Annotated in this window: 25 protein-coding genes; 8 read left to right on the forward strand and 17 right to left on the reverse strand. The window is 61.1% G+C overall.

Going from position 1 to position 26,193, the window contains the following annotated elements:
* Both U5798_RS29490 and U5798_RS29495 read left to right on the forward strand, forming a co-directional pair.
* Positions 1-2,433: YadA family autotransporter adhesin (locus U5798_RS29490; protein WP_322084016.1), on the forward strand; the 2,433-nt coding region annotated here is incomplete at its 5' end.
* A gap of 29 nt (positions 2,434-2,462) precedes the next feature.
* Positions 2,463-2,843, forward strand: a complete 381-nt coding sequence (locus U5798_RS29495) for a DUF2827 family protein (protein WP_322084017.1) — start codon at positions 2,463-2,465, stop codon at positions 2,841-2,843.
* Here U5798_RS29495 and U5798_RS29500 read toward each other — a convergent pair.
* From U5798_RS29500 to U5798_RS29520, 5 genes are all read right to left on the reverse strand, one after another.
* The gene (locus U5798_RS29500) at positions 2,759-3,382 is read right to left on the reverse strand and encodes a LysE family transporter (protein ID WP_322084018.1); all 624 of its coding nucleotides are present in this window, start codon (positions 3,380-3,382) and stop codon (positions 2,759-2,761) included. The two genes, U5798_RS29495 and U5798_RS29500, sit on opposite strands and share 85 nt — an antisense overlap.
* 131 nt (positions 3,383-3,513) lie before the next feature.
* A complete protein-coding gene (gene yfcF / locus U5798_RS29505; protein WP_124455903.1) occupies positions 3,514-4,146 on the reverse strand; it encodes a glutathione transferase in 633 nt (210 codons plus the stop codon).
* 66 nt (positions 4,147-4,212) lie between these two features.
* A complete protein-coding gene (locus tag U5798_RS29510) occupies positions 4,213-4,644 on the reverse strand; it encodes a TIGR02594 family protein (RefSeq protein WP_322084081.1) in 432 nt (143 codons plus the stop codon).
* Positions 4,645-4,885: 241 nt separating this feature from the next.
* Positions 4,886-5,110, reverse strand: coding sequence for a hypothetical protein (locus U5798_RS29515; RefSeq protein WP_124455902.1), 225 nt, complete (start codon positions 5,108-5,110; stop codon positions 4,886-4,888).
* Between the two features lie 282 nt (positions 5,111-5,392).
* Positions 5,393-5,596: a cold-shock protein gene (locus tag U5798_RS29520; protein ID WP_006485974.1), complete on the reverse strand. Its 204-nt coding sequence runs from the start codon at positions 5,594-5,596 to the stop codon at positions 5,393-5,395.
* A gap of 373 nt (positions 5,597-5,969) precedes the next feature.
* On the opposite strand from U5798_RS29520, the gene U5798_RS29525 reads away from it, so the two are divergent.
* The 3 genes from U5798_RS29525 to U5798_RS29535 all read left to right on the forward strand — a co-directional run bounded on the left by U5798_RS29525 (position 5,970) and on the right by U5798_RS29535 (position 9,584).
* Entirely contained in the window at positions 5,970-6,881 is a 912-nt protein-coding gene (locus tag U5798_RS29525) for a LysR substrate-binding domain-containing protein (RefSeq protein ID WP_124455901.1), read from the forward strand.
* Positions 6,882-7,013: 132 nt separating this feature from the next.
* Positions 7,014-8,330, forward strand: a complete 1,317-nt coding sequence (locus U5798_RS29530) for an MFS transporter (RefSeq protein WP_322084019.1) — start codon at positions 7,014-7,016, stop codon at positions 8,328-8,330.
* A 12-nt stretch (positions 8,331-8,342) separates the two neighbouring features.
* Positions 8,343-9,584 carry an amidohydrolase family protein gene (locus tag U5798_RS29535; protein WP_322084020.1) on the forward strand — a complete coding sequence of 414 codons (1,242 nt, stop codon included), beginning with the start codon at positions 8,343-8,345 and terminating at the stop codon, positions 9,582-9,584.
* A 200-nt stretch (positions 9,585-9,784) separates the two neighbouring features.
* Here the strand turns inward: U5798_RS29535 and U5798_RS29540 are convergent, their stop codons facing one another.
* On the reverse strand, positions 9,785-10,078 hold the full coding sequence (locus U5798_RS29540; RefSeq protein WP_322084021.1) for a hypothetical protein: 294 nt from the start codon (positions 10,076-10,078) through the stop codon (positions 9,785-9,787).
* 520 nt (positions 10,079-10,598) lie between these two features.
* Here U5798_RS29540 and U5798_RS29545 point away from each other — a divergent pair.
* Positions 10,599-11,372 carry a hypothetical protein gene (locus U5798_RS29545; protein ID WP_322084022.1) on the forward strand — a complete coding sequence of 258 codons (774 nt, stop codon included), beginning with the start codon at positions 10,599-10,601 and terminating at the stop codon, positions 11,370-11,372.
* A gap of 71 nt (positions 11,373-11,443) precedes the next feature.
* The gene (locus U5798_RS29550) at positions 11,444-14,497 is read left to right on the forward strand and encodes a TrlF family AAA-like ATPase (protein ID WP_322084023.1); all 3,054 of its coding nucleotides are present in this window, start codon (positions 11,444-11,446) and stop codon (positions 14,495-14,497) included.
* Positions 14,498-15,106: 609 nt separating this feature from the next.
* On the opposite strand, the gene U5798_RS29555 is transcribed toward U5798_RS29550, so the two are convergent.
* The 8 genes from U5798_RS29555 to U5798_RS29590 all read right to left on the reverse strand — a co-directional run bounded on the left by U5798_RS29555 (position 15,107) and on the right by U5798_RS29590 (position 22,967).
* Positions 15,107-15,601 carry a hypothetical protein gene (locus U5798_RS29555; RefSeq protein WP_322084024.1) on the reverse strand — a complete coding sequence of 165 codons (495 nt, stop codon included), beginning with the start codon at positions 15,599-15,601 and terminating at the stop codon, positions 15,107-15,109.
* An 89-nt stretch (positions 15,602-15,690) separates the two neighbouring features.
* The gene (locus U5798_RS29560) at positions 15,691-16,488 is read right to left on the reverse strand and encodes a DUF6602 domain-containing protein (protein WP_322084025.1); all 798 of its coding nucleotides are present in this window, start codon (positions 16,486-16,488) and stop codon (positions 15,691-15,693) included.
* 78 nt (positions 16,489-16,566) lie between these two features.
* A complete protein-coding gene (locus U5798_RS29565) occupies positions 16,567-16,839 on the reverse strand; it encodes a hypothetical protein (RefSeq protein WP_322084026.1) in 273 nt (90 codons plus the stop codon).
* Positions 16,840-17,263: 424 nt separating this feature from the next.
* Positions 17,264-19,126 carry a methyl-accepting chemotaxis protein gene (locus U5798_RS29570; RefSeq protein ID WP_322084027.1) on the reverse strand — a complete coding sequence of 621 codons (1,863 nt, stop codon included), beginning with the start codon at positions 19,124-19,126 and terminating at the stop codon, positions 17,264-17,266.
* A gap of 169 nt (positions 19,127-19,295) precedes the next feature.
* A complete protein-coding gene (locus U5798_RS29575; RefSeq protein ID WP_322084028.1) occupies positions 19,296-19,967 on the reverse strand; it encodes a flagellar motor protein MotB in 672 nt (223 codons plus the stop codon).
* Positions 19,968-20,037: 70 nt separating this feature from the next.
* A complete protein-coding gene (locus tag U5798_RS29580) occupies positions 20,038-20,802 on the reverse strand; it encodes a flagellar motor protein (protein WP_124455891.1) in 765 nt (254 codons plus the stop codon).
* A 13-nt stretch (positions 20,803-20,815) separates the two neighbouring features.
* The gene (locus U5798_RS29585) at positions 20,816-22,066 is read right to left on the reverse strand and encodes a cyclic nucleotide-binding domain-containing protein (RefSeq protein ID WP_322084029.1); all 1,251 of its coding nucleotides are present in this window, start codon (positions 22,064-22,066) and stop codon (positions 20,816-20,818) included.
* 238 nt (positions 22,067-22,304) lie between these two features.
* Positions 22,305-22,967, reverse strand: coding sequence for a glutathione S-transferase family protein (locus U5798_RS29590; protein WP_322084030.1), 663 nt, complete (start codon positions 22,965-22,967; stop codon positions 22,305-22,307).
* Positions 22,968-23,256: 289 nt separating this feature from the next.
* On the opposite strand from U5798_RS29590, the gene U5798_RS29595 reads away from it, so the two are divergent.
* Positions 23,257-24,612, forward strand: a complete 1,356-nt coding sequence (locus U5798_RS29595; protein ID WP_322084031.1) for a polyhydroxyalkanoate depolymerase — start codon at positions 23,257-23,259, stop codon at positions 24,610-24,612.
* 108 nt (positions 24,613-24,720) lie between these two features.
* Here the strand turns inward: U5798_RS29595 and U5798_RS29600 are convergent, their stop codons facing one another.
* The 3 genes from U5798_RS29600 to U5798_RS29610 all read right to left on the reverse strand — a co-directional run bounded on the left by U5798_RS29600 (position 24,721) and on the right by U5798_RS29610 (position 26,115).
* Positions 24,721-25,185, reverse strand: a complete 465-nt coding sequence (locus tag U5798_RS29600) for a DUF3761 domain-containing protein (protein ID WP_124455887.1) — start codon at positions 25,183-25,185, stop codon at positions 24,721-24,723.
* Between the two features lie 62 nt (positions 25,186-25,247).
* Positions 25,248-25,385: an HHHH-motif protein gene (locus U5798_RS29605; RefSeq protein WP_006488624.1), complete on the reverse strand. Its 138-nt coding sequence runs from the start codon at positions 25,383-25,385 to the stop codon at positions 25,248-25,250.
* A 295-nt stretch (positions 25,386-25,680) separates the two neighbouring features.
* Positions 25,681-26,115 (reverse strand): cupin domain-containing protein, encoded by a 435-nt coding sequence (locus U5798_RS29610; protein ID WP_124455886.1) that lies wholly within the window; start codon positions 26,113-26,115, stop codon positions 25,681-25,683.
* Between the last annotated feature and the right edge of the window lie 78 nt (positions 26,116-26,193).

Genomic DNA, 26,193 nt, shown 5'->3' on the forward strand with positions numbered 1-26,193 from the left:
ACGACCAACAGCACCCTCGGTGCACTGTCGACGCAGGAATCGACCGACGTGGGATCGCTGTCGACCAGCTTGAATGCGACCAACGGCAACGTCAGCTCGCTGTCGACGGGCCTGAACATCACCAACAGCAACGTGGCGAGCCTGTCGACCTCGGCTGCGGTCGGTATCAGCACGGCACAAAGCGGTGTGACCTCCCTGTCGACGGGCCTGAACACGACCAACAGCAACGTGGCGAGCCTGTCGACGTCGGCCGCGGTCGGTATCAGCACGGCACAAAGCGGTGTGACCTCCCTGTCGACAGGTCTGAACACGACCAACAGCAACGTGGCGAGCCTGTCGACGTCGGCCGCGGTCGGTATCAGCACGGCACAAAGCGGTGTGAGCTCCCTGTCGACGGGCCTGAACACGACCAACAGCAACGTGGCGAGCCTGTCGACGTCGGCTGCGGCCGGCATCAGCACGGCGCAAAGCGGCGTGACCTCCCTGTCGACGGGCCTGAACACCACCAACAGCAACGTGGCAAGCCTGTCGACCTCGACCGCGGCCAGCATCAGCACGGCGCAAAGCGGCGTGACCTCCTTGTCGACCGGCTTGAACACCACTAACAGCAACGTGGCAAGCCTGTCGACCTCGGCTGCGGTCGGTATCAGCACCGCGCAAAGCGGCGTGACCTCCCTGTCGACGAGCCTGACCGCGACCAACAGCAACGTATCAAGCCTGTCGACGTCGGCCGCGGCCGGCATCAGCACCGCGCAAAGCGGCGTGACCTCCCTGTCGACAGGCCTGAACACGACCAACAACAACGTGGCGAGCCTGTCGACCTCGACCGCGGCCGGTATCAGCACCGCGCAAAGCGGCGTGACCTCTCTGTCGACCAGCGTGAATACGACGAACAGCAACGTGGCAAGTCTTTCGACATCGACCGCAGCCGGCATCAGCACGGCGCAAAGCGGTGTGACATCCCTGTCGACGGGCCTGAATACGACCAACAGCAAAGTGACAAGCCTGTCGACCTCGACCGCGGCCGGCATCAGCACCGCGCAAAGCGGCGTGACCTCCTTGTCGACGGGCCTGAACACCACCAACAGCAACGTATCAAGCCTGTCGACGTCGGCCGCGGCCGGCATCAGCACGGCTCAAAGCGGTGTGACCTCGCTGTCGACAAGTCTGATCGCGACCAACAGCAAAGTGGCAAGCCTGTCGACCTCGACCGCGGCCGGCATCAGCACGGCTCAAAGCGGCGTAAGCTCGCTGTCGACTGGCCTGAACACGACGAACAGCACGGTCGGCTCGCTTTCCACGAGCTTGAACACGACGACCGGCAGGGTCAACTCACTATCAACGAGTCTGAACACGACCAACAACAACGTATCGAGCCTGTCGACATCGGCATCGACCGGAATCAGCGCGGCGGCGAACGGCGTGACCTCACTCTCCACGAGCCTGAACACGACGAACAGCAATCTGGCGTCGTTGTCGACCTCGTATTCCGGCTCGATTGCCTCCTGGCTCAACAAACTGAACGCGGTCAACAACAGCCTGTCGACGTTGAGCCTTTCCACATCGACCAGCGTGGTTCAGCTCTTCACCGGCGTTGCATCTCTCTCGACCAGCTTGAACACGACAAACGGCAAGGTGGCGACGTTGAATACCGCGGTGACATCGCTGTCGACGGGGCTGGCCTCCCTGTCCACGCAGATAAACTCCCAGGGGTCCGGCAAAGCCGCGGTGCAAACCACGAGTACGCCTACTGCTACCGCGCTCTCGACATCGACCTCGACAAGTGCCAGTACCGCGCAAAGCACCCCATCGACAGGGACGGCTTCGCTGTCTACCAGCTCGACCTCGCTCTCGACCAGCACGAAGGCAGTCGTTGCCGCGCAAGCAGATCAGGGCATGTCGGCAAACCCGGCCGCGACAAGCGCCGCAGCACAGGTCGTCAACGGCTCCGCCACGGCAGCGGGCACCAACGCGCTCGCCTCGGGGAGCAATTCGGTTGCGCTCGGCGCAGGAGCGATAGCAACAGCGGAGAATTCGGTCGCGCTCGGCGCGGGCTCAATCGCGACCGAATCGAACACGGTGTCGGTGGGCTCGCCTGGCAACGAGCGCAGGATCACGAATCTGGCGCCCGGGATGAACCCGACGGACGCGGTCAACATGTCGCAATTGGGCGCCGTGCAGTCGAACGTGAATCAGGTGGCAAGGATGGCCTATTCCGGAATTGCCAGTGCCGCCGCGCTGACGATGATTCCTGAAGTCGATCCCGGGAAGACGCTCTCGTTCGGCATAGGTACCGCCGGCTTCCAGGGATATCAGGCAGTGGCCCTTGGCTTTACCGCTCGAATCACGAACAACCTGAAGGTCAAGGGAGGGGTGGCGATCAACGGTGCGGGCGGCAATACGTACGGTGCTGGCGCAGCCTACCAGTGGTAAGCGACGCATACTCTCTCGGGTGAACAATCATGCGAATCGGAATTTCGGTTTTCACGCATGCCGGCCTGAACGTCTGGGAAAACGGCCTGGGCCAGAACGTGTTCTATCTGGCCCGCTTGTTGCGCACGTTGCCGTTTGTCGAAGGACGGATGATTTATCGGCCACGCAGCGCAGTGCACGAAGCGGGCAACGCACTCGGCGTGGATCGAGCGATCGTCGATCGCGTTGCCAAGCAACACCGATGGTTCGACGCGCGCGCAGACCTGCTGCGGCGCGTCGTCGAGGCCGGTCTCGCCCATAAAAATGCGGACAGGTTTTCGCTGCGTTACCGGTCCAGCGCCAGCTTCGCGCCGAGCCCCAGCAGGATCGTCCCCATCACCGCGTCGATCGGCTTGCGCAGTTTCGCGTAGCCGATCTGTACGCGGTTCGTCGAGAACAGCACGGCGACCGTGCAGAACCACGTCAGCGAGACAGCGACGACAACCGCCAGCGTCGCGCCATGCACCCACGCCGGTGCGTGTGTGGGCAACAGCGTGACGAACAGACTGCCGAAAAACGCTGCGGCTTTGGGATTGGTCAACCCGACCAGCAGCCCTTTCCGGTACGCATGCACGCCGCCTCGAACAACCGGCTGGCTCGCGGATTCGGCCTGTTGCGCCGACTGTCGCAGGCCCGACAGCGTCTTGATACCGAGGTAAATCAGGTACGCGGCACCTGCGATGCGGATCGCCTCGTACAGCCACGCAAGCTTCGCGACGATCAACCCGAGCCCGAAAATCGCCATCGCCGCCCAGACCGCATGCGACGACGCGATACCCAACGCGGCCAGCAGGCCCGCACGGCGATTGCCGAGCGCATGGGACGAAACAGCGATCAGGTCGGGGCCGGGGCTGACGCACGCCAGCAACATCACGCCGCCGACTGCGGCGAGTTGGGGAAGATAGCTCATGGCGGTTCGGGTGAATTCGTTTGTGAAAGGGGGAAGCCGACTCAATCCGGCATGCCGATTTTCGGCGCGTACGGCGTGCCGTCGTGCTGCGTCGTTTGCCGCGCCGCCGACATGCCGCTTGCCTCCGCAAATTACAGCGCCGGCCGCTTCAGCTTCACCCAGCGCTGCACCGACGCCCGCTCCCACTGCGCACGCGCATAGTCGGCAAGACGCTGCGGCACCGGATCGTCATTCAGCACCAGACGGTTCAGCATCACCGCCAGATCGACATCCGCAATGCTCCACTCGCCGAACAGGTTCGCCGCGCCCGGCGCGAGCAGTTTGTCGGCAGCCGCGAACAGCTTCTGCGCGGCGGCCTGCGCGAGACTCGACAGCGGCTCGCTCGACGGGCCGTAGAACAGCACTTCGGTCGACCGTTCCGTGCGGATCGGCATCAAGTCGCTGCGCAGCCATGCCTGCACCTGGCGCGCCCGCGCGCGCTGGCGCGGCTCGGCCGGATAGAGCCGCGTGCCCGGGAAAGTCTCGTCGAGATACTCGGTGATCGCCGACGATTCCGACAGCGCGAAATCGTCGTGCACAAGCGTCGGCACGCGTTGCGTCAGCGACGTCGCCGCATAGTCCGGCGCGAAATGCGCACGGTTGCCGAGATCGACGGTCACCAGTTCGTACGGCAGCGCTTTTTCCTCGAGCGCGACGAAAACCGACATCGCGTAAGGGCTCGTGTATTGCGCATCCGCGTAGAGACGGAGATTACCGGTTTGCACTGCTGGCTCCTTGTGGGTGCGGAGACCGGTGACGGCCGGTTGGCGCATCGACGGGCTCCAGGTGGATCAATGCGGCGTATTCGACAGATTGGCAGCGGCCGGCCAACGGTAGCCGATCACTTCATGCAACGGGTACGCGAGTTCGCGCACTTCTTCCAGCTGGTTGCCGCCGAACAGGTGAACATGCTCGGCGTCGTGACGCAGGTAGAAACCGACGTGCCCTTTCCAGCTCGTCGGATCGTCGCGTGTCAGGATCGCGATGCAGCCGTAGACCGGGCGCTCCAGCGGCCGGCCCCATTCGAGCCATGAGCGTGCGAGCGCGGAGCCGGTGCCGCGGAACCCGGCGTGGGTCATGCACCAGTTGACGAAGGACGAGCACCAGGAAATCTTGTCGTCGTAGCCGACCAGGTTCGTCTGGTTGTTGTATTCGACGATACGCGGGTTGATGCTGCCCGGCGGGTGGCGGCGGATACCGAGTTCGGCCAGCGCGACAGGCATCCAGGGTGAGTGGGCGGTTGCTTCCGGGGTGCCCTCGGAGGTCGATCGGGTCACGGCGGTCTCGCATATTTGGGATATCGGCAATCTTCGCACAAATGCGGAGGTTGGCAGCACCGTTCGGTCCGCCCTGGCCGCTCAGGTCGTCGCACAAGAACCGGCCGCACGCGAGGTTCGGGCGCGCGTTGTCGTGCGCGCCCGGAGGATTCATATGCGTTGAGTATTCGGCACTACCGCGTTGCCTTTAACCGCGCGTGTCGACCCAGCGGCGCGCCCAGCGTGCCGAGTGCCGCAGCGCTTGCGCTTCGCTCGGGAAGTAATCGAGCGAATAGAACTGGTAGCGGCCTTCGGCAGACGCGCCATCGACGCGCTCGAGCAGCAGGTTGGCGGAAAAACTGCCGTCGGGCAAACGATGCGCCGAGGGCTGGACGGCATAGCCGTTGTATTGATGATTGTGTTTGGTTTGCATTTTTAATTTTAATAATGAACGACTGCGCGCGTGCCGTGCGAAATGCGCACGGATACGCCGATTCAAAGCCATTGCGAGCTGAATCTGAAAAGCAGTCGGAAAGCGAAAATCAGGCGTTGCGGCCGGAGGGGGAATGAAGTGCAACGAGACGTGTGGCGCTTGGCCAGCTGCCGGCTTAACAGCGGCAGCCAGGAACAATCGCGCCAACTTTAGGAGACCAGGCTCCGTGAGGATGTCGCTGCGACCCGGCGCCCATCGTGGGATGGCCGGGCCCTTCAAACTTTACAGCGGCTTGATGTTGGCCGCTTGCAGACCCTTCGGGCCTTGCTTCGTCTCGAAGCTCACCTTCTGGTTTTCAGCCAGCGTCTTGAAGCCGTCGGCACGAATTTCCGAGAAGTGAGCGAAGAGGTCGTCACCGCCGTTGTCCGGCGTGATGAAGCCAAAGCCTTTGCTGTCGTTGAACCACTTGACGATACCGGTATCCATGAAGATTCCTTGATAAAAAATAGAGAGATTTGCTCTGTTGAAGAGCGCGTGAAGCGTCAAGGAGGGAGAGGACAACGAATACCGCTTGGAGGAGCGAGCAATTGATGAACAGCAATCGGACTTCTTGGACTTCGACGCATACACTAACCGCCGGGCAGGTGCGCGTCAACCGCTAACTTGTAACTGTTTTACCTCGCGATCCACTTTTCGGGCGAAGCGATGCGGCCCTAACTGGCTGCGCGCGTTGCCTGGCCGCTCGCGCGTCGTGCCCGATCTCCGCACGAACAGGCTGATCAGCAATGCCCTTCCCGCCGGGTCATTTCCGTTCGATTCGCCCGTATCATGTCGACAGCACCCCGATTCCCTGCCCGCCATGCGCATCACGCCTCTGCCGCCTCTTCAGTGCCTGATCGCGTTCGAAGCCGCCGTGCGGCACGCGAGTTTCACGAAAGCCGCCACCGAACTGCACCTGACCCAAAGCGCGATCAGCCGCCAGATCCAGCAGCTCGAGGAATTTCTCGGCCGCTCGCTGTTCGTTCGCGAACACCGTTCGCTGCGGCTCACGATCGCCGGCGAGCAATACGCGGCACAAGTCCACCATCTGCTCACGCAATGCGCGCAAGCCACGCACGACGTAATGAAACCGTACGGCGATCTCGAACTGACGATCGCGTGCTCGTCCGGCGTCGCGCTGCTGTGGCTCACGCCGCGGCTACCGAACTTTCGCGCCACGTATCCAAGCATCAAGCTGCGCCTGATCGTGCGCGACGGCCTTGCATCGATGTCGCCCGCGGAATTCGACGTCGGCGTCTACTACGTGCGTCAGCAGGCGCCGGCCGAATACACCGCGCGCCGGCTGTTCGACGAAGAAGTGTTCCCCGTCTGCGCGCCCGGCTATCTGGCCGGCCGCACGCTCGACGCGGCCGATCTCGCGAACGAAACGCTGCTGCGCCTCGAAGACGGCCAGCGCCAATGGATGTCGTGGTCCGAATGGTTCGACATGAACGACGTCGACCGGCAGAAAGCGCAGCCGCAGGACATCACGATCAACTCCTATCCGCAAATCGTGCAGATGACGATTCTCGGCCAGGGCGTGTCGCTCGGCTGGCGCTACATGATCGACGCATGCATCGAAGCCGGGCTGCTCGTGCGCGTGACGGAAGCGTCCGCGAGCCACGGTGGCGGCTATTACGTGATCTCGCCGAACGACCGCGCGCAGAACCAGGCCGCCCGCCTGTTCACCCGCTGGCTGTTCGAACAGGCGGAACAGCAGACCGCGCCCTGAATGCCCCGAGCGCGACGCATGCGTGCAGCGCATGCAGGCATGCGAATCTTTCGTTTCAGAAAAAATTGCGGCTCTCCTTAGCATGGGATTCAAGCGGGGCAGCCGTCCCGTCTTCTGACCAAGGAAGAGACCATGCAAGGAACGCTTTCCCCGCGCGCCGCGCCTTCCGTCGATGCGGCGGTGCAACAGCGCCGCCGCGCCATCGTCGCGACAGTGATCGGCAACGGCCTCGAATGGTTCGACTTCACCGTCTACAGCTTCTTCGCGGTGATCATCGCGAAGCTGTTCTTCCCGACCGGCAACGAACTGACGTCCGTGCTGCTCACCGTCGCGACGTTCGGCGTGGGCTTCTTCATGCGGCCGGTGGGCGGCATCGTGCTCGGCGTCTATGCCGACAAGGTCGGACGCAAGGCCGCGCTGTCGCTCACGATCCTGCTGATGGCCGCCGGCACCGCGCTGATCGGCATCGCGCCGACCTACGAACAGGCTGGCATCGCCGCGCCGCTCATGATCGTCGTCGCGCGGCTGCTGCAAGGCTTCTCGGCCGGCGGCGAGATGGGCGGCGCCACCGCGTTCCTCACCGAATACGCGCCGCCGGAGAAGCGCGCGTATTACTCCAGCTGGATCCAGTCGAGCATCGGCTTCGCCGTGCTGCTCGGTGCGGCGACCGGCACGTTCGTCACGACGTCGCTCGACACGCAGGAGCTGCATAGCTGGGGCTGGCGGCTGCCGTTCCTGCTCGGGATCATCGTCGGGCCGGTCGGTTACTTCATCCGCAGCCATCTCGACGAGACGCCCGCGTTCAGCGCCGTCGAATCGCAGGCGAAGGAAAGCTCGCCGCTGAAGGAAGTGCTGCACACGTATCCGCGCGAGACGTTCGCGAGTTTCTCGATGGTCATCCTGTGGACCGTCTGCACCTACGTGCTGCTGTTCTACATGCCGACCTATTCCGTGCGCACGCTGCATCTGCCGCAATCGACCGGATTCACGGCCGGCATGGTCGGCGGGCTGATGATCATGTGCTGCTCGCCGATCGTCGGGCGACTCGCCGACGTGTGGGGACGACGCGTGTTCCTGTCCGGCTCGGCGCTCGCGATCCTCGTGCTGGCGTGGCCGATGTTCTCTTGGATCAACCATGCGCCCGGGTTCGTGTCGCTGATCGTGTTCCAGGCCGTGTTCGGCGTGCTGATCGCGACCTATACGGGGCCGATCCTCGCGGCATTCGCGGAGCTGTTTCCGACCAAGGTGCTGTCGACCGGGTTATCCGTTGCGTACAACTTCGCGGTGACGATCTTTGGCGGCTTCGCGCCGTTCCTGATCACGTGGCTCATCGCCCGCACCGGCAGCAACATGGCGCCTGCGTTCTACGTGATGCTCGCGGCGGCCGTCAGTTTCGTCGGCACGCGCTTCGTGAAGGATGCGAAGCGTGCGGCCGCAACGACTCGATAAGGATTCTTCTCCATGACCATTACCGTCCTTCAAGGCGGCAACGTGCTCGACCTCGAACGAGGCGTGTTGCTCGAACATCATCATGTCGTGATCGAAGGCGAGCGGATCGTCGAAGTCACCGATCGGCCAGTGGATTTGCCGAATGCGCAGGTGATCGACGTGCGCGGCAAGACCGTGATGCCGGGGTTCATCGATTGCCATGTGCATGTGCTGGCGTCGAATGCGAACCTGGGCGCGAATGCGACGCAGCCGAATATTCTCGCGGCGATTCGGTCGCTGCCGATTCTCGATGCGATGTTGTCGCGTGGATTTACCAGCGTGCGGGATGCGGGGGGCGCGGATTGGAGCCTGATGCAGGCAGTCGAGACGGGGCTGATTCCGGGGCCGCGGATTTTTCCATCGGGGAAAGCGTTGTCGCAGACAGGCGGGCATGGCGATTTCCGGCCTCGCGGCGATGTGCTGGAGCCCTGCTCCTGCTGCTTCAGGACGGGCGCGATTGCGCGGGTCGTCGATGGCGTCGAAGGCGTGCGGCTCGCCGTGCGTGAGGAGATTCAGAAAGGCGCGACGCAGATCAAGATCATGGCGTCAGGCGGCGTGGCTTCGCCGACCGATCCGATTGCGAACACGCAGTATTCGGAGGACGAGATTCGGGCGATCGTCGATGAGGCCGAGGCCGCGAATACGTATGTGATGGCGCATGCGTATACGGGGCGCGCGATCGCGCGGGCCGTGCGATGCGGCGTGCGGACGATCGAGCATGGGAATCTCGTGGATGAAGCGGCTGCCACGCTCATGCATGAGCGTGGGGCGTTCGTGGTGCCGACGCTCGTGACTTATGACGCGCTGGCTAAACATGGGGCGGAGTTCGGGATGCCGGCGGACTCCATCGCGAAGGTGGCCTCCGTGCAGCAGAAAGGACGCGAGTCGCTTGAGATCTATGCGAAGGCCGGTGTGAAGATGGGGTTCGGGTCGGACCTGCTCGGCGAGATGCACGCGTTTCAGTCCGGGGAGTTTCGGATTCGGGCGGAGGTGCTCGGGAATCTGGAAGCGCTCAGGTCGGCGACGACGGTGGCGGCGGAGATTGTGAATATGACGGGGCAGCTTGGGGTGGTTGCCGTGGGGGCGATCGCCGATCTCGTCGTGCTGGATGGGAATCCGCTCGAGGATATCGGTGTCGTGGCCGATGAAGGTGCGCGGGTCGAGTATGTGTTGCAGCGGGGAGCGGTTGTGAAGCGGCGGGTTGGCGGGCTGTGATGCGGAGCCCTGGTGGCTGTTTCCGCAGGCGCAGTGCGGCCTCACGGGCCTTTCGGTCGTGACAGTTGTTGAAGGTCGCTTTGGGTGTGAGTCGCGGCGTTTGCTGCCATGGCCGGGGCATGTTGCCCCGGCGGTCAGTCGCGTTTGGGTAACGCCTGCATTCCACTCGCTAGAGCTGTTTCAGGCGACCCTTGCAGGTGTTATTCCGGCGCCGGTTCCCAATCATCGTGGTACGGCTGCTCTCGCAGCGCCAACTGGCTGTAGTCCGGCGTGATCGTGATCGAACGGTCGACGTCGCTGACCCTCAGGTACACGCGGTCGCCCGGCTTGAATCCGAAGATCTTGAAATTGATATCGATCGCCTCCATCCACGGCAGATACGGCCAACCTCGCTTGGGAAGGTCCGGGTAGTTGCGCAGGACCAGCTCAAACGTCTCCTGCATGTTGACGGGTTTGTTCTTTCTACGACGTGTCTTACTATTGGCGTCAGCCATTTCCGACTCCTGGGATGAGTTGGTGGTGGTCAGCGGGTCGTATGGGTTGCCGCCCATGCGGCCCGCGCTTCTTTGTTGCCTCGGGTTTCCCCTTCTTTCTCCCCTCTTCGTTGGGTCTTGTTGGGCAAGACGGCTTTCTATCGACCATCGGGGCGGAGAGGGCTGCGTTCAGCTTCCGATGGTGAGAAGCAGGGCTTCATGACCAGTGTAGTCGGGCTGGCATCTCAGAAATGGGGAAATGAGGGGGGCTGGCCATTAGGCATAGGTGTGTACCGCGTTGGACGGTCCCAGCCCGGCGCCCAGCGGTCGGTCACAACTATCCAGAGCGAAATTCACGACAGTGACATCGAGTGGCTTCCTGGTTCCGACTATAGGAAAAACTCAATCCTTATAGGAAAGCGCTACCAGTGCCGGAAACACTGTTCCTGATCCCGTTTGACGCGGGAGAGAATACACAGCAAAGCGACCAAGATTCACGTAAGATGGCAGGACAATTACTCAATCTTTCATTTCCGACCACATGCTATCCGTTCTCGAAAAGTGCGAGCAGGCTGACCTTGAACAATTAAGCAAGATACTTGAAAGCTATGTATCGCTCACCGATGATAAGAAAAGAAAGAGCCTATTATCGCAGAGTGCTGCCAGTACGCCCGCCAGAAGAGAACTTCTGCTGCTTCTAGAAAAGCAAATTCGCTACTATGGCTCATCTGATGTTGCCTACGTCGCTCGGAAACTGGTCGGTAAAGATCCTGGAGTGACGTCCGAAGAATTAATAAAAGACGTTTGCGAGAAAATCAAAGTAAAAATAAAAATGGGTGGGAGCATTGAAACGCTCCTTGAAAGGCTTGTTATTTCTACTGTGGAAAAAGAGCTCACGGCGAAATCTCCCGAAGAGTTGGCTGCATATTTCGATACGCAAGGACTCAACGAAAAACAGAAAGAAGCGATACGAAGAAAGATCGAATCTGAAGGTAAGCTTGCTGCGCTACCCGCCCTCTATGCAGTTCTGGGCGAGAAAGTAGCAATGGGGATCATTCAAAGCATAGCCATTTCAGTTCTTGCTGCCATAATTGGCAAGGAGGCAGCCGCTGCTCTTGTCAAGCAACTGGTATCGAAGTTACCCGGGCAAGCGTTGGGTCCAATAATTTGGGCAGTGTCTGCAGCATGGGTAGCATTCGATTTGCAGTCGACAGCATTTCGCAAGACTATTCCCATATGCCTCTATCTCGGTATCGTATCGTTGCGCGACGGAGCAGAGGATTCCAAGCAACACGATGATGATAGTGACTCTTGAATGACAAACCATTCTTCGTGCTCCAATCTTCATTTATTTATGCCTCTTCGACATGACGTACAGACACGACAATGAGCAAACCGCGAACACTAGAAGGATCTGTCTGGCGGCTGTGGGACTTCCATTGCCATACACCTGCCTCATATCATTGGAAGGGCAAAAAGTTGCGCGGTTTGGCCGGTGCGGATAGAGAGCAGCTTATCGCCCAAACCGTCGGAGCCATGGCGACGGCCTCCCCTGATGTATTTGTGACGATGGACTACTGGACCTTTGACGGGTACCTAGCCATCACCGAGTACGAAAAGAAGCATCCGGGCGCACTTGCCGGCAAGGTCATCTTTCCGGGTATTGAGCTGCGTGTTGAGAGCTCACTGAAGCATCGGCTGAACGTACACCTGATACTTGATCCTAGAGTGTCGCCGCAGACGCTAAAGGACGTCCTGGCGATCCTGAAGATCAACGTAAAAGACGGTAACCGTTCCTTGAGTGACGAATGCCTCGTTCAGCATTCTCGTGAGCTAGGTTCCGACCGGCTGAAGAAAGGTAGCTTCGACGAGAAGAAGGTGGCTGCCGACGACGAATATGCCTTGGAGGTTGGCTGGCAAACTGCCATGGTCACCCAAGAGTCGCTCAGCGAAGCCCTGAAAGTCGTGGGTGACCGCGGCCTGCTCCTGATGCCGTGGGACACTTATGGCGGCCTCTTGGAGATCGACTGGGTAGCCCACTACGCCGAGGTGCGTCGGTTCCGGACAGCCGCGGACATTTTCGAGTGCAAGGACGAAGGTAATCGCCTAGCCTTTCATGGCGTCAAGAATAGTCTGAACGAGAAGTACTTCGACAGCTTCTGGGGCTCTCTGGACAAGAAGGCGCGTCTGTGCGTACGAGGAACCGACGCGCACAGCTTCAGCGAATACGGCGTATTCCCGAGCAACATGAAAACTTGGATCAAGACCGAACCAACGTTCCAAGGGCTACGCCATGCCATCAAGGAGCCAGTATTTCGCTCGTACATTGGGGCCATCCCGCCGAAGAAGGCATTTGTCGACGCCAACGGGCGCCTCTTCATGGACCGCCTGCAGATATCCACAACGGCGGGCGTCAAGACAGCTGAGAAGTGGTTCAGCGGTACCGATCTGAAGCTGAACCCGGATTTGGTGGCCATCATAGGTAACAAGGGCTCAGGCAAGAGCGGCTTAGCCGAGGTGCTCGCCTTGGCCGGCAATTCCAAGGCACACGACTTCTTTACCTTCCTAGTGAACGACCGCTTCAAAAGCGGCAGCGGTCATCGCGCAGGCGCCTTTGAGGCGAAGCTGTCCTGGCGCAACGGCGATGTAGAACAAGTCACGTTGGATCAGCAGGCAAAGTCAGATAAGCCGGAACGGGTCAAGTACATATCGCAGACGTATTTCGAGGAGCTATGCAACGACCACATCACCGGCAAATCGGATCGCTTCGGCACCGAGATTCGTAAAGTCTTGTTCTCGCATTTGGATCAGGCAGACCGTGGCAGTCATCAGAACCTCGACGAGTACCTTGCTACCGTAGAACAGCCTGCCCAAGAGAGGATAGAGGGCCATCGCCAAGCGTTGCGCAAGGTCAATGCACAGCTCGCCGAGCTGGAGCGCCAATCGGGTGCCGCACACGAGAATGAACTTAAGGAGAAACTTGCATCCAAGAAGCTCGAGTTCGGTGACCTTCAAGCGAAAAAGCCTGCCGAAGTTCTGAAACCAACTGATGCCGATGCCGCCGCCACGCCCTCAGCAGAATCTCAACGTCTGGCAGCCATTGCACAGGAGCTTGCTCAACTGGAAGTGGCTACGACTGCAGCAGAAGCTGCGCGGCGCGGACTGGTCGAGCGGAAGACGACACTCTCAAGCGTTAGCCAGCGGCTGACGGCATTTGAGCAGCAGGCGGCCAAGACTAATGAAGACCTCCTGGCTGAGTTACAAAAGGTCAATGTGACCTTCCAGCACGTGTTGAAGGTTGAGACCCAACGGGATCTTATCGAGGATGTTCTCAATGCCTCGGAGGCTGACCTTGGCAGGCTGGCCATCGAGCAATTAGATCGCGTCGCCAAACAGCAGGCACTGGTGGTGGAGCGCACGCATCTGCAGGAGCAACTCGACCACCCCAACAAGCTCTACCAAGAATATATGATCCAGCTGACCACATGGAGCAAGGCCGTCAAGGCCTTAATCGGCACAGCTGAGGAAGCTGAGACGATGGCATTCTACGAGGCTCGGCTTGCAGAACTGGCTACGTTGCCTGGCCGCTGCAAAGCTCTGGAGGATGAACAGGACAAGTTGGTGAAAGATATCCACGCAGAGCTAACGACCATCGCGAAGTCACGCCAGCAGCTGTTCGCGGTCGTGGAGGAACTGGTTGCAGGTGTCCCTGGCGTCGCGGCTGAGCTCAAGGTGGAGTTCCAAAGTGCCCTCTTCTTCGACCGGCAAGCCTTCGTCGAACGGTTCTTTGCACTGGTCAAGCAGAACACGGGTGGCTTTCGCGGTGATGAGGGTGTGGTAAAGCTGGTGGCGCTGCTGCGGGCAATCGATTTCAACGACGCCGATAGTCTGTCCCGGGGGCTCAGAGACATCCGGACGATGATCACAGCCGGCGTGGAACAGCCTGGCGCCGCATTGCTATCAATCCTTCGAACCAAGGTCACGGCAGAACAGCTGTATGAGCAGCTCTTCGACCTGAAGCAGGTGGAAGCCAAGTTCTCGCTGAGCCTGGCCGGAACCAACATTCAACAGATGTCGCCGGGACAACGCGGGGCGCTGCTGCTCATCTTCTATCTCTTGGTAGACACGGATCCAACGCCGCTCATCTTGGACCAGCCAGAAGATAACCTAGACAACCAAACGGTCTATTCCATGCTGGTCCCCATCATCCAGCGCGCCAAGGAGCGCCGGCAGATCGTCATGGTTACCCATAACGCCAATTTGGCAGTGTGCTGCGACGCCGAACAGATTATCCACGCCGAGTTCAACCGAGGCGACCAGTTTGCTCTGGCGTATGCGTCTGGCGCCATCGAGAGCTTGGAACTGAATCGCTCTGTACTGGATGTCCTGGAAGGAACGACGCTGGCGTTCGACAACCGCAGAGACAAGTATTTTCACTGACCAGAGCACTCGACAGAGAAGCGTTTGCAGCTCTATTGAGCCTGTCGACCAAAGGAGCGACCGCACTAGCGTGCGGTACGCTCCCTTCGCCAATTGAACGTCCCTTTTGATATCGGTGCAGGACGATGGCCGCACCAGCGTTGGGAAAAGCCCGCATCCTTCCAGCGACTCGAATCAAACATGTGGCATCAGCTTGGCGATACGAAGGCCGACATTAACCGGAATAAAGCGGTCTGCCTTGCCCCATATGGCAAGTGCTGGAATCGTGCTCGTTGCGAGCGACGACCACCGGTTCGAGCGGGCCAACGTCGCATCGGATTGTATCGAGGAACGGTTGGACGACTGCGGAAACGGGTCTGCGACCTTGCGCAGCCAAGCGAGGCCTCGAAGATTGTCGATGATTTCAACCGGACCGCTGACTGACGCTGATGGCCGATCTACCGGAGCATAGAGCAGCGCGTCACCCGCCCGCCTTTATAGATCGCTCTCCGAATCGGAGAACAGACTGGTTCATCGCTGATTTCCAGTCGAAGGTAGTGCGCAGGTTCTACTCAAATGACCCGATGTGGCGTTCCATTATGCTGAACGGCAGAGAGCACAAACCATCGTTTAGGCTTGGTACAACTTGATGATGCACATCAGAACATCAGAGGCATGCCGAAAGTTCGCTTGTTGCCCTCGGATGCCATAAGCCCATTTTTCCCCATGGAATAGATTGTTCCTCAAGCGATATGTAACGAGCAGCAACGCACCAACGATGTGCTCTAGGTCGTCATCCTGTCCACTCAGCACGGCCTCCACAAGTGGACGACGATCTGGCCTCCGGAACAAAAGATTTTCAAAATGATACGTAAAATCATCGTCGTGGAAGTAACGATCTCGGAAGTACGCCAAGCTCGCCTCAAACAAATCTAGCCGCAACTGGCCGCGTTCGGCGAATACACTCACGGCCGCAAGCAACGAGGTCGGGTTCGCATTTCTATTCAACACGAGCCCCTCCATCGCACTCCATAAAAGCACGAAATTGGAAATTTCCGCTCGCTCCGCGTCATTGAGATCGGAGTAACCTGGCACGAACAGCCTCAGAAAATTGGTGGGGTCCATGAGTGACGCCGCACTATAAAAGTTATATCGCTTTAAGACCAAAGCCGTTGGTAGCCTCGTTACAAAAATCCGTCCTGAATTCAATTGATCTACGTTCCCAATGCCTTCAACTGCTTCCATCCCTTAGAGGTTTTGGTTGAATAGGCTTGCCAATCCATCGCTGGGCGCCTCGGCATCTCACGCCTCAGAAAGTTAACCAAGTGCAAGTAGAACTCTAGGAAGGTGTTCATTTGATCCTCATCGTTCACCTTACCAGCGCCTTTTGACGGGTGAATCATTCCGCGATTAAGCACGTAAACGACATCAATCAAATTCATCTTACCCTTTGCGTCTTTAGCCGCAACCAATAGCCGATCGAACTCCTTCGTTACCCAATCGCTTACACTCAAATTGGTATCATATGCGAAGATTACATACAGGCAGCGAAAATTGCCATCCTTCGCCGGCTTCCCGTCCTCTCGCGCACCAACAAATGACTGTTTGAACGGTCGGATGGCCCGCACATTCTGTGCCGATGCGAAGCACGTTTTTAGATCATCCTGGGTAAGAATACTCTTTACCTCAATTACCGCAAGCAGACTCTCCGCCGGCACAAGGACGTTCTCGGATTGACTGCTGATAGGTGCCGACATGTCGGCGTCATAGATCAGTATGTCCAGTTGGCCGGTCCTTTTATCACGAAAGTCAATCGCCTCCCCCTTTGCCACTCCAATATTGCTTGGCAGGTGTTGCTTTAAGAAATTCGCAAGAGCTGCGGCTCTTTCATCGCCTCGAATACCACGATGATGAAATGCAGCGGCATCATTTGACGCAATGTGCAGCTGGCGAGCAGCCGTGTCTAGTACGGCCTTGAAAACTTCGCTGTGGCGTGATGATCCGCGGGACATTTTATATAGATTTTGCAGTTAAAATTTCATCAGAAAAATTTTTGCTTCCCTGATTTACAATTTAAACACACTTCCGATTTAGTCGAGCTCAACCACCGATACCTCGTCTCGACTTTCACCCATCTGCAATGCCTTCACCACGGCATCCACCGGCTTCCGCTCGACCGGCAACTCGGCAAACCGAAACACCGTAGCAACACGTCCGAACAGGCTCGTATAAAAAGCTTCGCTATCGGAGATAACGGCAACATCATCGGTCGACTTTAGCCCTGCATCGGCCGTATTCTCGCAAGCCTTCAAAAGCGAAACCGTCTTAACAAACAGGTTGACCTTCCTGTCATCCGACTTCAAGAACAGCCCATCCGGCGCGGCGTCATCCGGTCATCGGCGACAACGCTTTGCACGCTACACCCCGCCTTCGCAGAAAACCCTTTCACCTTGACCGTCCCGGCGAGCTTAACTAGCCTCGCATTCACCTCGGCCGCATATTTCCTGCCCAGATCCGCCTGATCCCCCACCCTAGCCGCACCAACCTTCGCCGTAACCTTCTGCCGATAAGCCGGATAAGGAATTCGTCGGCACCCCGACAACCTCCGCTCCCACCGCAGCTATGACGGCGACAAGCACCACCGTCCCCGCCCCAACCCAGCAATCTGGAAATGCGTTTCATTTCTATTGACGCCGCCAAATCCAGCGCCAACAAACAAAAACGGCCACCGTGACCCCACGGCAGCCGCCCTCACAAACATCTCAGGTCTAAACCGCAAATTAACCCTTACCCATCCACCTTAAAAGCCGAAACCAGCTTGGTCAATTCCGCCGCCTGCTGCTTCAAACTCTCCGCAGCCGCCGCGCTTTCCTCGACCAAAGCCGCATTCTGCTGCGTCATCTGATCGAGCGACTGCACCGCATCCCCGATCTGATCGATCCCGGCACTCTGCTCCAGGCTAGCCTCCGCAATCTCGCTCATCATCGCGCTAACGCCCTGAACCTGCGACACAACATCGCTCATCACCTTCCCCGCCTCACTAACCAACCGCGACCCGGCACCCACCGTCCCCGCGCTGTGCTCGATCAGCGATTTGATCTCCTTCGCCGCCTGCGCGCTGCGCTGCGCCAGATTCCGCACTTCCGAAGCGACGACAGCGAACCCACGCCCCTGCTCCCCCGCCCGCGCCGCCTCCACCGCAGCATTCAGCGCCAGAATATTCGTCTGAAACGAGATACTGTCGATCATCACGATGATCTCGGAGATCCGCTGCGAAGCGTTGCTGATCTGCTCCATCGTCGTCACGACCTCGCCCACCACCTGCCCGCCACGCGCCGCCGTATCCGCCGCGCCGTTAATCATCTTCGCGGCCGTCGTCGCCGTCTCGGTGTTATTACGCACCACGGCCGTAATCTCTTCCATCGACGAAGCCGTCCGCTCCAGGTTGCTCGACTGCCCTTCGGTGCGTTCGCTGAGATCCACATTCCCCGAAGCAATCTGCGCCGACCCGGTCGCGATCGAAGCCGAAGCCGCACGAATCCGGTGAACCAGCGTCGACAGCGACGACACGAACCGGTTGAACGCGTCCGACAGCTGCCCGATCTCGTCCTCGCTCTCGACCGTCATCCGGCGCGTCAGATCACCCTGACCGCTCGCAATCTCCGACAACAACGTCGCCGCCCGACGAATCGGTGCGGCAATCGCGCGCCCCACCAGCCAGATCACGAGTAGCGCAACCCCAAGACCCACCACAGCCGCCACCAGCGCCGCACTACGGATCGCGCGCGTCACCGGCCCGAGCAGCTCGGCCTGCGGCACCTGGACGACCACATACGCATTCAGCTCTGGAATGAACGACGTCGCGATGAACCGCGCGCCGCCGTCGCCCTCGTAGCTGAGATACGCATAAGGCTTGCCAGCGAGCAGCGTCGACGACGCTTCACCCGGCAGCCCCGGCTCATCCTTTAGAAAATGCTTGCCGTCGATCAGCGACGTATCGCGATGCATCATGATCGCGCCGTCGGGGCGCACGAGATACGCAAACCCGGTCTCACCGATCCGGTAAGCCGAGATGCCCTTCGCGAGCGCATCGACGGACAGGCTCATGCATGCCGCGCCGATCGGCACGCCGTCGATTTCCACGCGGCTGTTGATGAACATCATGTAGCCGCCGACGGTCTCCTCGCGATCCATGTTCACGTCGAACGCCTTGCCGGACGACAGGAAGCTGGTCAGCCACTGATCCTTGTCGGTGACCTTCCGCTGCAAGCCGGCTTCGTTGTAGTAGTTGCCGCTCTTCACCGACACCCACTGCACGGACGCGGCCTTCTGCTCGTCCTTCACGTTCTTCGCGAACTGGATCCAGTTGCGCGTGCCGGCATCGGGTTCGCCGTCGGCTTCCCATTGCAGCAGGAACGCATCGCGCGCGAGGATGCGCGACGCGGCGATCGGGCCTGCCATCTGGCGCTGCACGTCGGCGCGAATGCCGTTCACGGCGGTCGGCAGTTCCTCACGGACGACGCGATCGCGCACCGCGTTGCCGATCAGACGAACGCTGAGCCCGCTCGATATCGCGACGAACACGAGCAGGCAACTCGTCATGCTGAGAATCAGCTTGTTCTGAATGGAAAGCTTGCGCCAGAAATGCATGGGGAACCCTCGATAACCGCTCGGTCTGAGCCAGATTGGGTTATCGGCATGCACGCGCAGAACCGCATCGCTGATTTCAGATACCAATCATGCGAGATTCGTTATGTTGATGACAGGCGGGCATATGCGGCTGCCTATATGCGTTGGCACAACGCAAGTACCACGCTAATCAGTACGCGACAAAGATCGTGACGCGCCGGTTTCGCGCCCTTGATGCAGCATCGTCGCCCGCGACGAGCGGCTGCGTATCGGCCCGCCCGATCGCGGCCAGCCGATGCGGCGCGATACCGCGCTCGGTCAGGTAGCGCACGACACTGCCCGCACGCGCCGACGACAGCTCCCAGTTCGATTCGTATTTCGCGTTCGCGATCGGCACGTTATCCGTGTGGCCTTCGACGAGGATGTCGCCGGTCGCGTGATCGCTGAGTGCCTGCGCAATCTGGTTCAGCACGGGCGACGAATCGGGCAGCAAGCGCGCATCGCCGACATTGAACAGGATCTTCGCGTCGATGCCGATCTCGACACCGTGCGGCGCCTTCACCAGCGAGATCCGGCCGTTCGACTTCAACGAATCGAGCAACGCGAGCCACGGCGGCGCAGCGTCGGACTTGACGGGTTCGGCGGCGGCAGTCGCAGCACCACCGGCCTGCCGCGCGAGCGTCTGGTACCGCGCATCGAGCGCGTTGTATTTCGCGAGCTGCAGCACGTACAGCGCGAGAAACAGCACCATCAGCGTCGTGATGAGATCCGCGTACGAAATCAGCCAGCGTCCGGACTGCGCGCCTTCGAGTTCGTCATCGTCGCGATCGGCAGCGGATGCGCCGTCAGTTCGAGCAGTCATGCTGTCGGGAATCCGGGTTCGTCATGCGGTACAGATACAGGCCCAGGCGCAAGCACAAAGCGCACAAACATCACGCCAGCGATTCCGCCGCGCGCCCGCGCACGTCGCCGGTCAAGCGCGTTTCGATCGTATGCGGCGACTCCTTGCGCGAAATCGCGAGCAAGCCGTCGAGATACAGCTTGCGGAACCGCATCTCGCTGTCGATCTGCGCGCGCAGCTTGCCGTACAGCGGCAGGAACACGAGGTTCGCGAACGCAAGGCCATACAGCGTCGCGACGAACGCCATCGCGATGCCCGGTCCGAGCTGCGCGGGTTCGAGAATATGGCTCGTGACCTGCACGAGCCCGAGCACCGAGCCGAGAATGCCGAAGGTCGGCGCATAACCGCCGGCCTGCTGCCACACGCGCACGGCGGCGAGGCGGCTGCGTTCGTACGCATCGAGTTCGCGCTGCAACGCATCCTCGAGCACGGCGGTCGACACGCCGTTCGCGAGCAGTTCGAGCCCGCGGCGCGCGAACGGATGAATGCCGCTCACGTCCATCGATTCGAACGCGAGCAACCCGTCGAGCTTCGCGCGATCGCCCCATTCGAGCAGGTCGGACAGGTTCTTCCGATCGACTTCGCGCGCCCGCACGAACGCGAGCCGCAGCTGTTTCACCGCGTCGAAGAAACGCGCCCACGTATTCTGGATCATCACCGCGCCGAGCGTGCCGCCGAGCACGATCACGAGCGCCTCGAACTGGAACAGCATCGAGAAATGCCCGCCTTCGAGCGCGAAACCGAACACGATCGCCGCGCCGCCGAGCACCACACCGGCCAGGGTCAACAGATCCATATGCTTCTCCGTTTCACGCATCCGACGACGTCGTCGACGCTACCGGCGCCACGCCCGCCGCAGGCGCCTTCGCCACACGCACGGCATCCAGCACGCGCTGCTCGATTTCCTCGACCTCGATCGGATCGAGCTTGATCTCGCGGCGCATGACCCACGACACTTCGTTGCGCCGCGCCTCGGTCATCACGGAAAACAGCTTGTCGGCCACGGCGCGATCGTCGAGGTTCGCGATCAGCTTCGCGAGGTCGTACGTATCGAACGCGCTGATCACGTCGAACAGCGTGCGCTGGTCGACCCACACGATGTCCTCCAGCGTGCGCACGTCGCCGCCGCGACGCGCGTTGCGCCGCGAGAAGTACGCCACGCCCTTCTGCTCGACGAAACTGAGCACCTTCGATTTGCGGAACGCGAACACTTCGTCGGCGATCTCGCCGTTCGAGAGCTTGCTGAGCAGCAGCGTCCTGTCGACGCCGATCAGCGATTCGAGATCGGCCAGTTCGATGAGTTCGAGTTCGCTGTTGATCGACAGGTCGAGATCGTGATCGGCCACCTGCTGCGCGCGATCGATCACGCGAGCGGCGTCGAACGTGACGACCTGGCGCGCATCCGACGAGGCCGCATGGTCGGTTGCGCTGCCGGCAGCGTCACCCTGCGCGGCTTCGATCGTGACGAGATTGAGCTTCTCCATGCGTCGCAGCATCGCGAGCACGTGCGGGCGCGAGTGGCCGGCAATCGCGCGGCATTTGCGGATCACTTCGGCGAGCGGCACCGAGGTTTCGGCCGCATGGGCCTGCATCGGCCGGCGCGCCCACGTGTCAGCGGCTTCGCGCCCATCGGCGTTCGCCATCAGCGCCAGCAGGTGCGCATACGACAGCACGCCCGGCATGAAGTCGCCATGCGTGTAGGTGGCGAGCTGGTCGTCCTTGCGCTTCACGCGGCGAATCATCGTCCGCACGATGTGGCGCAGCAGCGCGGACACACGCTCGATTTCGTCATCGAGCATGCTGGCCGGCACGACGGTGAGCTGACAGAACGACAGCGCCTTCGCGGTATGCGCTCGCGGTTCGGCCGCGAGCAACGCCGATTCGCCGAAGAACTCGCCACGGCCGAGCGTCGCGACGATGACGCGCTTGTCGTCGCATCGCGTGGACAGCTCGACCTTGCCGTCGGTAATCAGAAAGATGACGGGCTCGCCGGCGAAGCCCTCGGAATAGATGATTTCCCCGGGCGCCGCCGTACGCGTCCACGATTGCTGACGATTCACAAGTCGATCCCCCTGCTGCGCTGGTTGTTGCGGACTGCGCGTCGCACGTCTGAAGCGTGCGATCGCGAGTCATCCCCGTGACTCGTTTACGTCATCGGGCTCAACATCCTTTAGGGAATTCGTCCTCGTTTCGAACCGAAATCAAGGTAAAACGTTTGCGAGTTGCGCGAGCGCATCGAATGTTCGTTTCGTCTCTTGCGCATGTCGCGAAATTGGAAGTGTGCGGCGAGTGCGTGCGTCAGAACTCCATGTCGAGCTCGTCGATGTCTTCGTGCTCGGCCTTCGCCGCTTCGATCCACTCGGCGACGAACGGATGCGCGAGCACGCGCAGGCAGTATTCGGCGACATCCGGTTCGAGCTTCACGTCGTAGGTCAGGAAGCGCGTGACGACCGGCGCGTACATCGCATCGGCAATGCCGATCTCCGCACCGAACAGCCAGGGGCCGCCGTACTCGGCGAGGCATTCGCGCCAGATCGTCACGATCCGCTCGATGTCGTGCTGCGCGCGCGACCAGATCCGGAAGCCGGGGAAATGCCCGCGCAGGTTCATCGGCAGCGCGGATCGCAATGCGCTGAAGCCGGAGTGCATCTCGCCGCAAATCGACCGGCAGTGCGCGCGTGCATGGCGGTCGTCGGGCAGCAGCCGCGCCTGCGGGCGGATCTCGTTCAGGTATTCGGCGATCGCGAGCGTGTCCCACACCGCGTTGCCGTCGTGCGTCAGGCACGGCACGAGGATCGACGGCGACAGCAGCAGCAACTCCGCGCGCGACGTCGCATCGATCGGCACGCTGATCGTCTCGAACGCGAGCCCGCTCAGCTTCGCGAGCAACCAGCCGCGCATCGACCATGACGAGTAATTGCGGCTGCTGATGGTCAGCGTCGTCCGTGCGTTGGATTCCATGTGACTCCCCTGCTGAATGTCGTTCGTGCCCCTGCACCGTAAACGGACGCGCCGTGCGACCGCCCGCACCACACCTGTGCGCCCCGTTCGCCGAACTGGCGCAACGTCGCACGGCATCGCGGCACGTATCGCGCGCCGTGACGGCGCAGCGGCGCGTCGCCTTCGTCCATCCGTCGTCACGTGCCGCTTGCGCTGCCGCGCTCTCGAACCGCGTGCAACGCGCGTGCCAGCCGCATGCTGGCACACGGCTTGCCTCGTTCCCTGTACTGCGGCGCAACGAACGACGGCCATGAACCTGCTTGCCTATCCGTTTTATCAATGGTCTGCTGAATGCCTGCGCCCGGCGCGCGCATGGGCAGCCGCCACGCGCGCGACGATGTCGCTGTGGCCGCCGGCGACGTCGACACCGACGGGCCGCATGGTCGACGCGCTGTGCGAACTGCTCGAATGCTGCGCGTTCTCGCACCGGCGCCCGCCGTTCGGGATCGAGTCGATCGTCGTCGACGGCGAAACGGTGCCGATCGTCGAGGAAGCGGCGACAACGACACCGTTCGGGACGCTGCTGCATTTCCGCAAGGCGCGGGCGGTCACGCGCCAACCGCGCGTGCTGATCGTCGCGCCGATGTCCGGGCACTTCGCGACACTGCTGCGCGGCACGGTACGCACGATGCTGGCCGACCACGACGTGTACATCACCGACTGGCACAACCCTCGCGACATCCCGCTGGCAGCCGGCCGCTTCGGTTTCGACGAATACGTCACGCACGTGATCGACTTCATCCGCCACATTGGCCCGGACGCGCACGTGCTCGCGATCTGCCAACCGACCGTCGCATCGCTGGCGGCAGTTGCGCTGATGGCGGCCGGCGGCGATCCGGCACAACCGGCGAGCCTCACGCTGATGGCCGGCCCGATCGACTGCCGCGTGAATCCGACGAAGGTCAACGAACTCGCGACGAGCCAGCCGATCGAATGGTTCGCGCGCAACCTGATCAGCGTGGTGCCGACGGGTTTCGTCGGCGCGCAGCGGTGCGTGTATCCGGGCTTCGTGCAAGTGGGCGCGTTCATGTCGATGAACCCGGACCGGCATGCGGCGTCGTTCGCCGATCTGTACTACGAACGCGCAAAAGGCGACCCAGCGAAAGCCGACACGCTGCGGCACTTCTACGACGAATACTTCGCGACGGCCGATCTCACCGCGGAGTTCTATCTGGAAACGGTCGAGAAGGTGTTCCAGCAATACGCGCTCGCGCGCGGCGAGTTGATTGTCGGCGACAGGCTCGTCGAACCGGCTGCGATTCATCGCACCGCGCTGTTGACGATCGAAGGCGAGAAAGACGATATCTGCGCAGTAGGCCAGACGGTGGCCGCGCAGGAACTGTGTTCGGGTTTACCGCCGTATCTGAAGACGCACCACGTACAGACGGGTGTGGGGCACTACGGCGTGTTCAACGGCAGCCGGTGGGAAACGCAGATCTATCCGATCGTGCGGGCAACGATCCACGACAACGAGCCGTACGATCGCACCGCGACCGCGGAAGGCGACACAAGCGGCACCCACTACGTCACGCTGCGCGCGCTGCTCGATGCGCGCGCAACCGGGGATGACGCGGCGACCGAAACGCGATCACATCTCGCGCACTGAGCGTGCACGGCGCTGCAAATGAATCGCCCCGCCGGAGAGGCGGGGCGACGTGTGCTGCCGCGTTCGGACGACGCGCGCTCGATTGCACGCGCGCGCCGGCCCTGCGCGTTACGAGCAGGCCTTGCCGTGCGACGCGTGGTAGCCCTTCGCCTTCGCGTCGGCTTCCGACATGTAGCTGCCGTGCTTCGTCTTGCCGTAGTACTTGTCGGTCGAGCAGTGATAGACCTTCGTGCTGTCGTTCGCCCACACCTTGCCCGCACCGCCGCCCGGCGCTGCTGCGGTCGTTGCGGCGGCGCTCTTCGCGGGTGCGGCGCCCGATGCCGGCGCAGCGGAAGCCGCCGTGGCCGGTGCTGCTGCCGGTGCGCTCGCCGCGGCAGCGGCCGATGCGCCGTACCACGCCTTCACGCCCTTGTGGCCGGCACATGCGCCCTTCTTCGACGCGCCCGAGTAGAACGAGCCGTCCTTGCACAGACCGGTCGTGCCGGCCGGCGCGCTGGCCGGAACCTGCGCGAACGCACCGATCGACATACCCATGCCGGCGACCAGCGCGGCGATCAACATCGTCTTTTTCATGATCCTCTCCTGATTTGCCTGAAAGATGAAAACGTCCGGGACATCCCCGGGGAAAGCCACGTTTACCGCACCCAGCGGCACACGCGATGGTGGTGATGATCGAAGTGGCACACGCGGTGCGAATGCGCTTCGGCCAGTGCCGGCACGAGCACGGCGCAAGCCAGTGCGGTTGCCGTCAGGATCTTCGCGATGCGGTTCATGGTGAAACTCTCCCGGATAGGTCAGCCGGTGATCCGGCTGGTACCTCCTTAACGCCGGTCGTCGACAGGCCGTGCACCGCGCGTGCGTGCAATTGACGATCTTTGACATCGCATCGCCAATCGGCCGTCGAAGCTGACGAATGCCTTTCCTTTCTTTCCGGATCTTCAGCTCGGGAACGCTTGGGAATTCGAAGCAACGCGTCGAAGCGAAGGAAGCCCGTCGCGGGTGCCGATGGCGAAATAAAAAACCGCCCGAAGGCGGTTCGTCGACAGCGTGTGCAGCAACGCGTGAAAGCTACGCGCCGGCCTCGCTCCAGGGCGTCGGCGTCGGTACCGCGCACGGCCCGTCGACGTCGATCGACTTGAAATCGGCGGGCCCGACGATCTCCAGGTACTCCATATCTGGCGAGTAGTCGAACAGGTAGTGGACGATCCCCGGCGCCTGGTGCACGCAGTCGCCGGCGGCCACCAGCGTTTCCTGTTCGCCGTACATGAAGCGCGCCCAGCCCTTCAGCATGATCACGATATGGAACTCGGCCTCGTGACGGTGCCAGCCGGTGCCCGCCTCCGGTGCATGATTTGCCCTGACGAGTTGCGCGACGACCTTGCCGTTCGTCGCGGCCGCGATGCCAAGATCGCGATACAGGAAGAAGTCGCGCAGGCCTTCGCCGCGAAATACGGTGTCCTGCGGCCTGACGTGGGAAAAGGCGGTGGTGGTCGGTGTGCTCATCGTCGTGCTCCTTCATCGAAAGGATCACGCGTGACAAGCATTTAGCGTTCCAGTTTGCAGCTGCACGCAACCGTGCGC

This window comes from Burkholderia sp. BCC1972, assembly GCF_905339605.1.
In the GTDB taxonomy this organism is placed as follows: Bacteria; Pseudomonadota; Gammaproteobacteria; order Burkholderiales; family Burkholderiaceae; genus Burkholderia.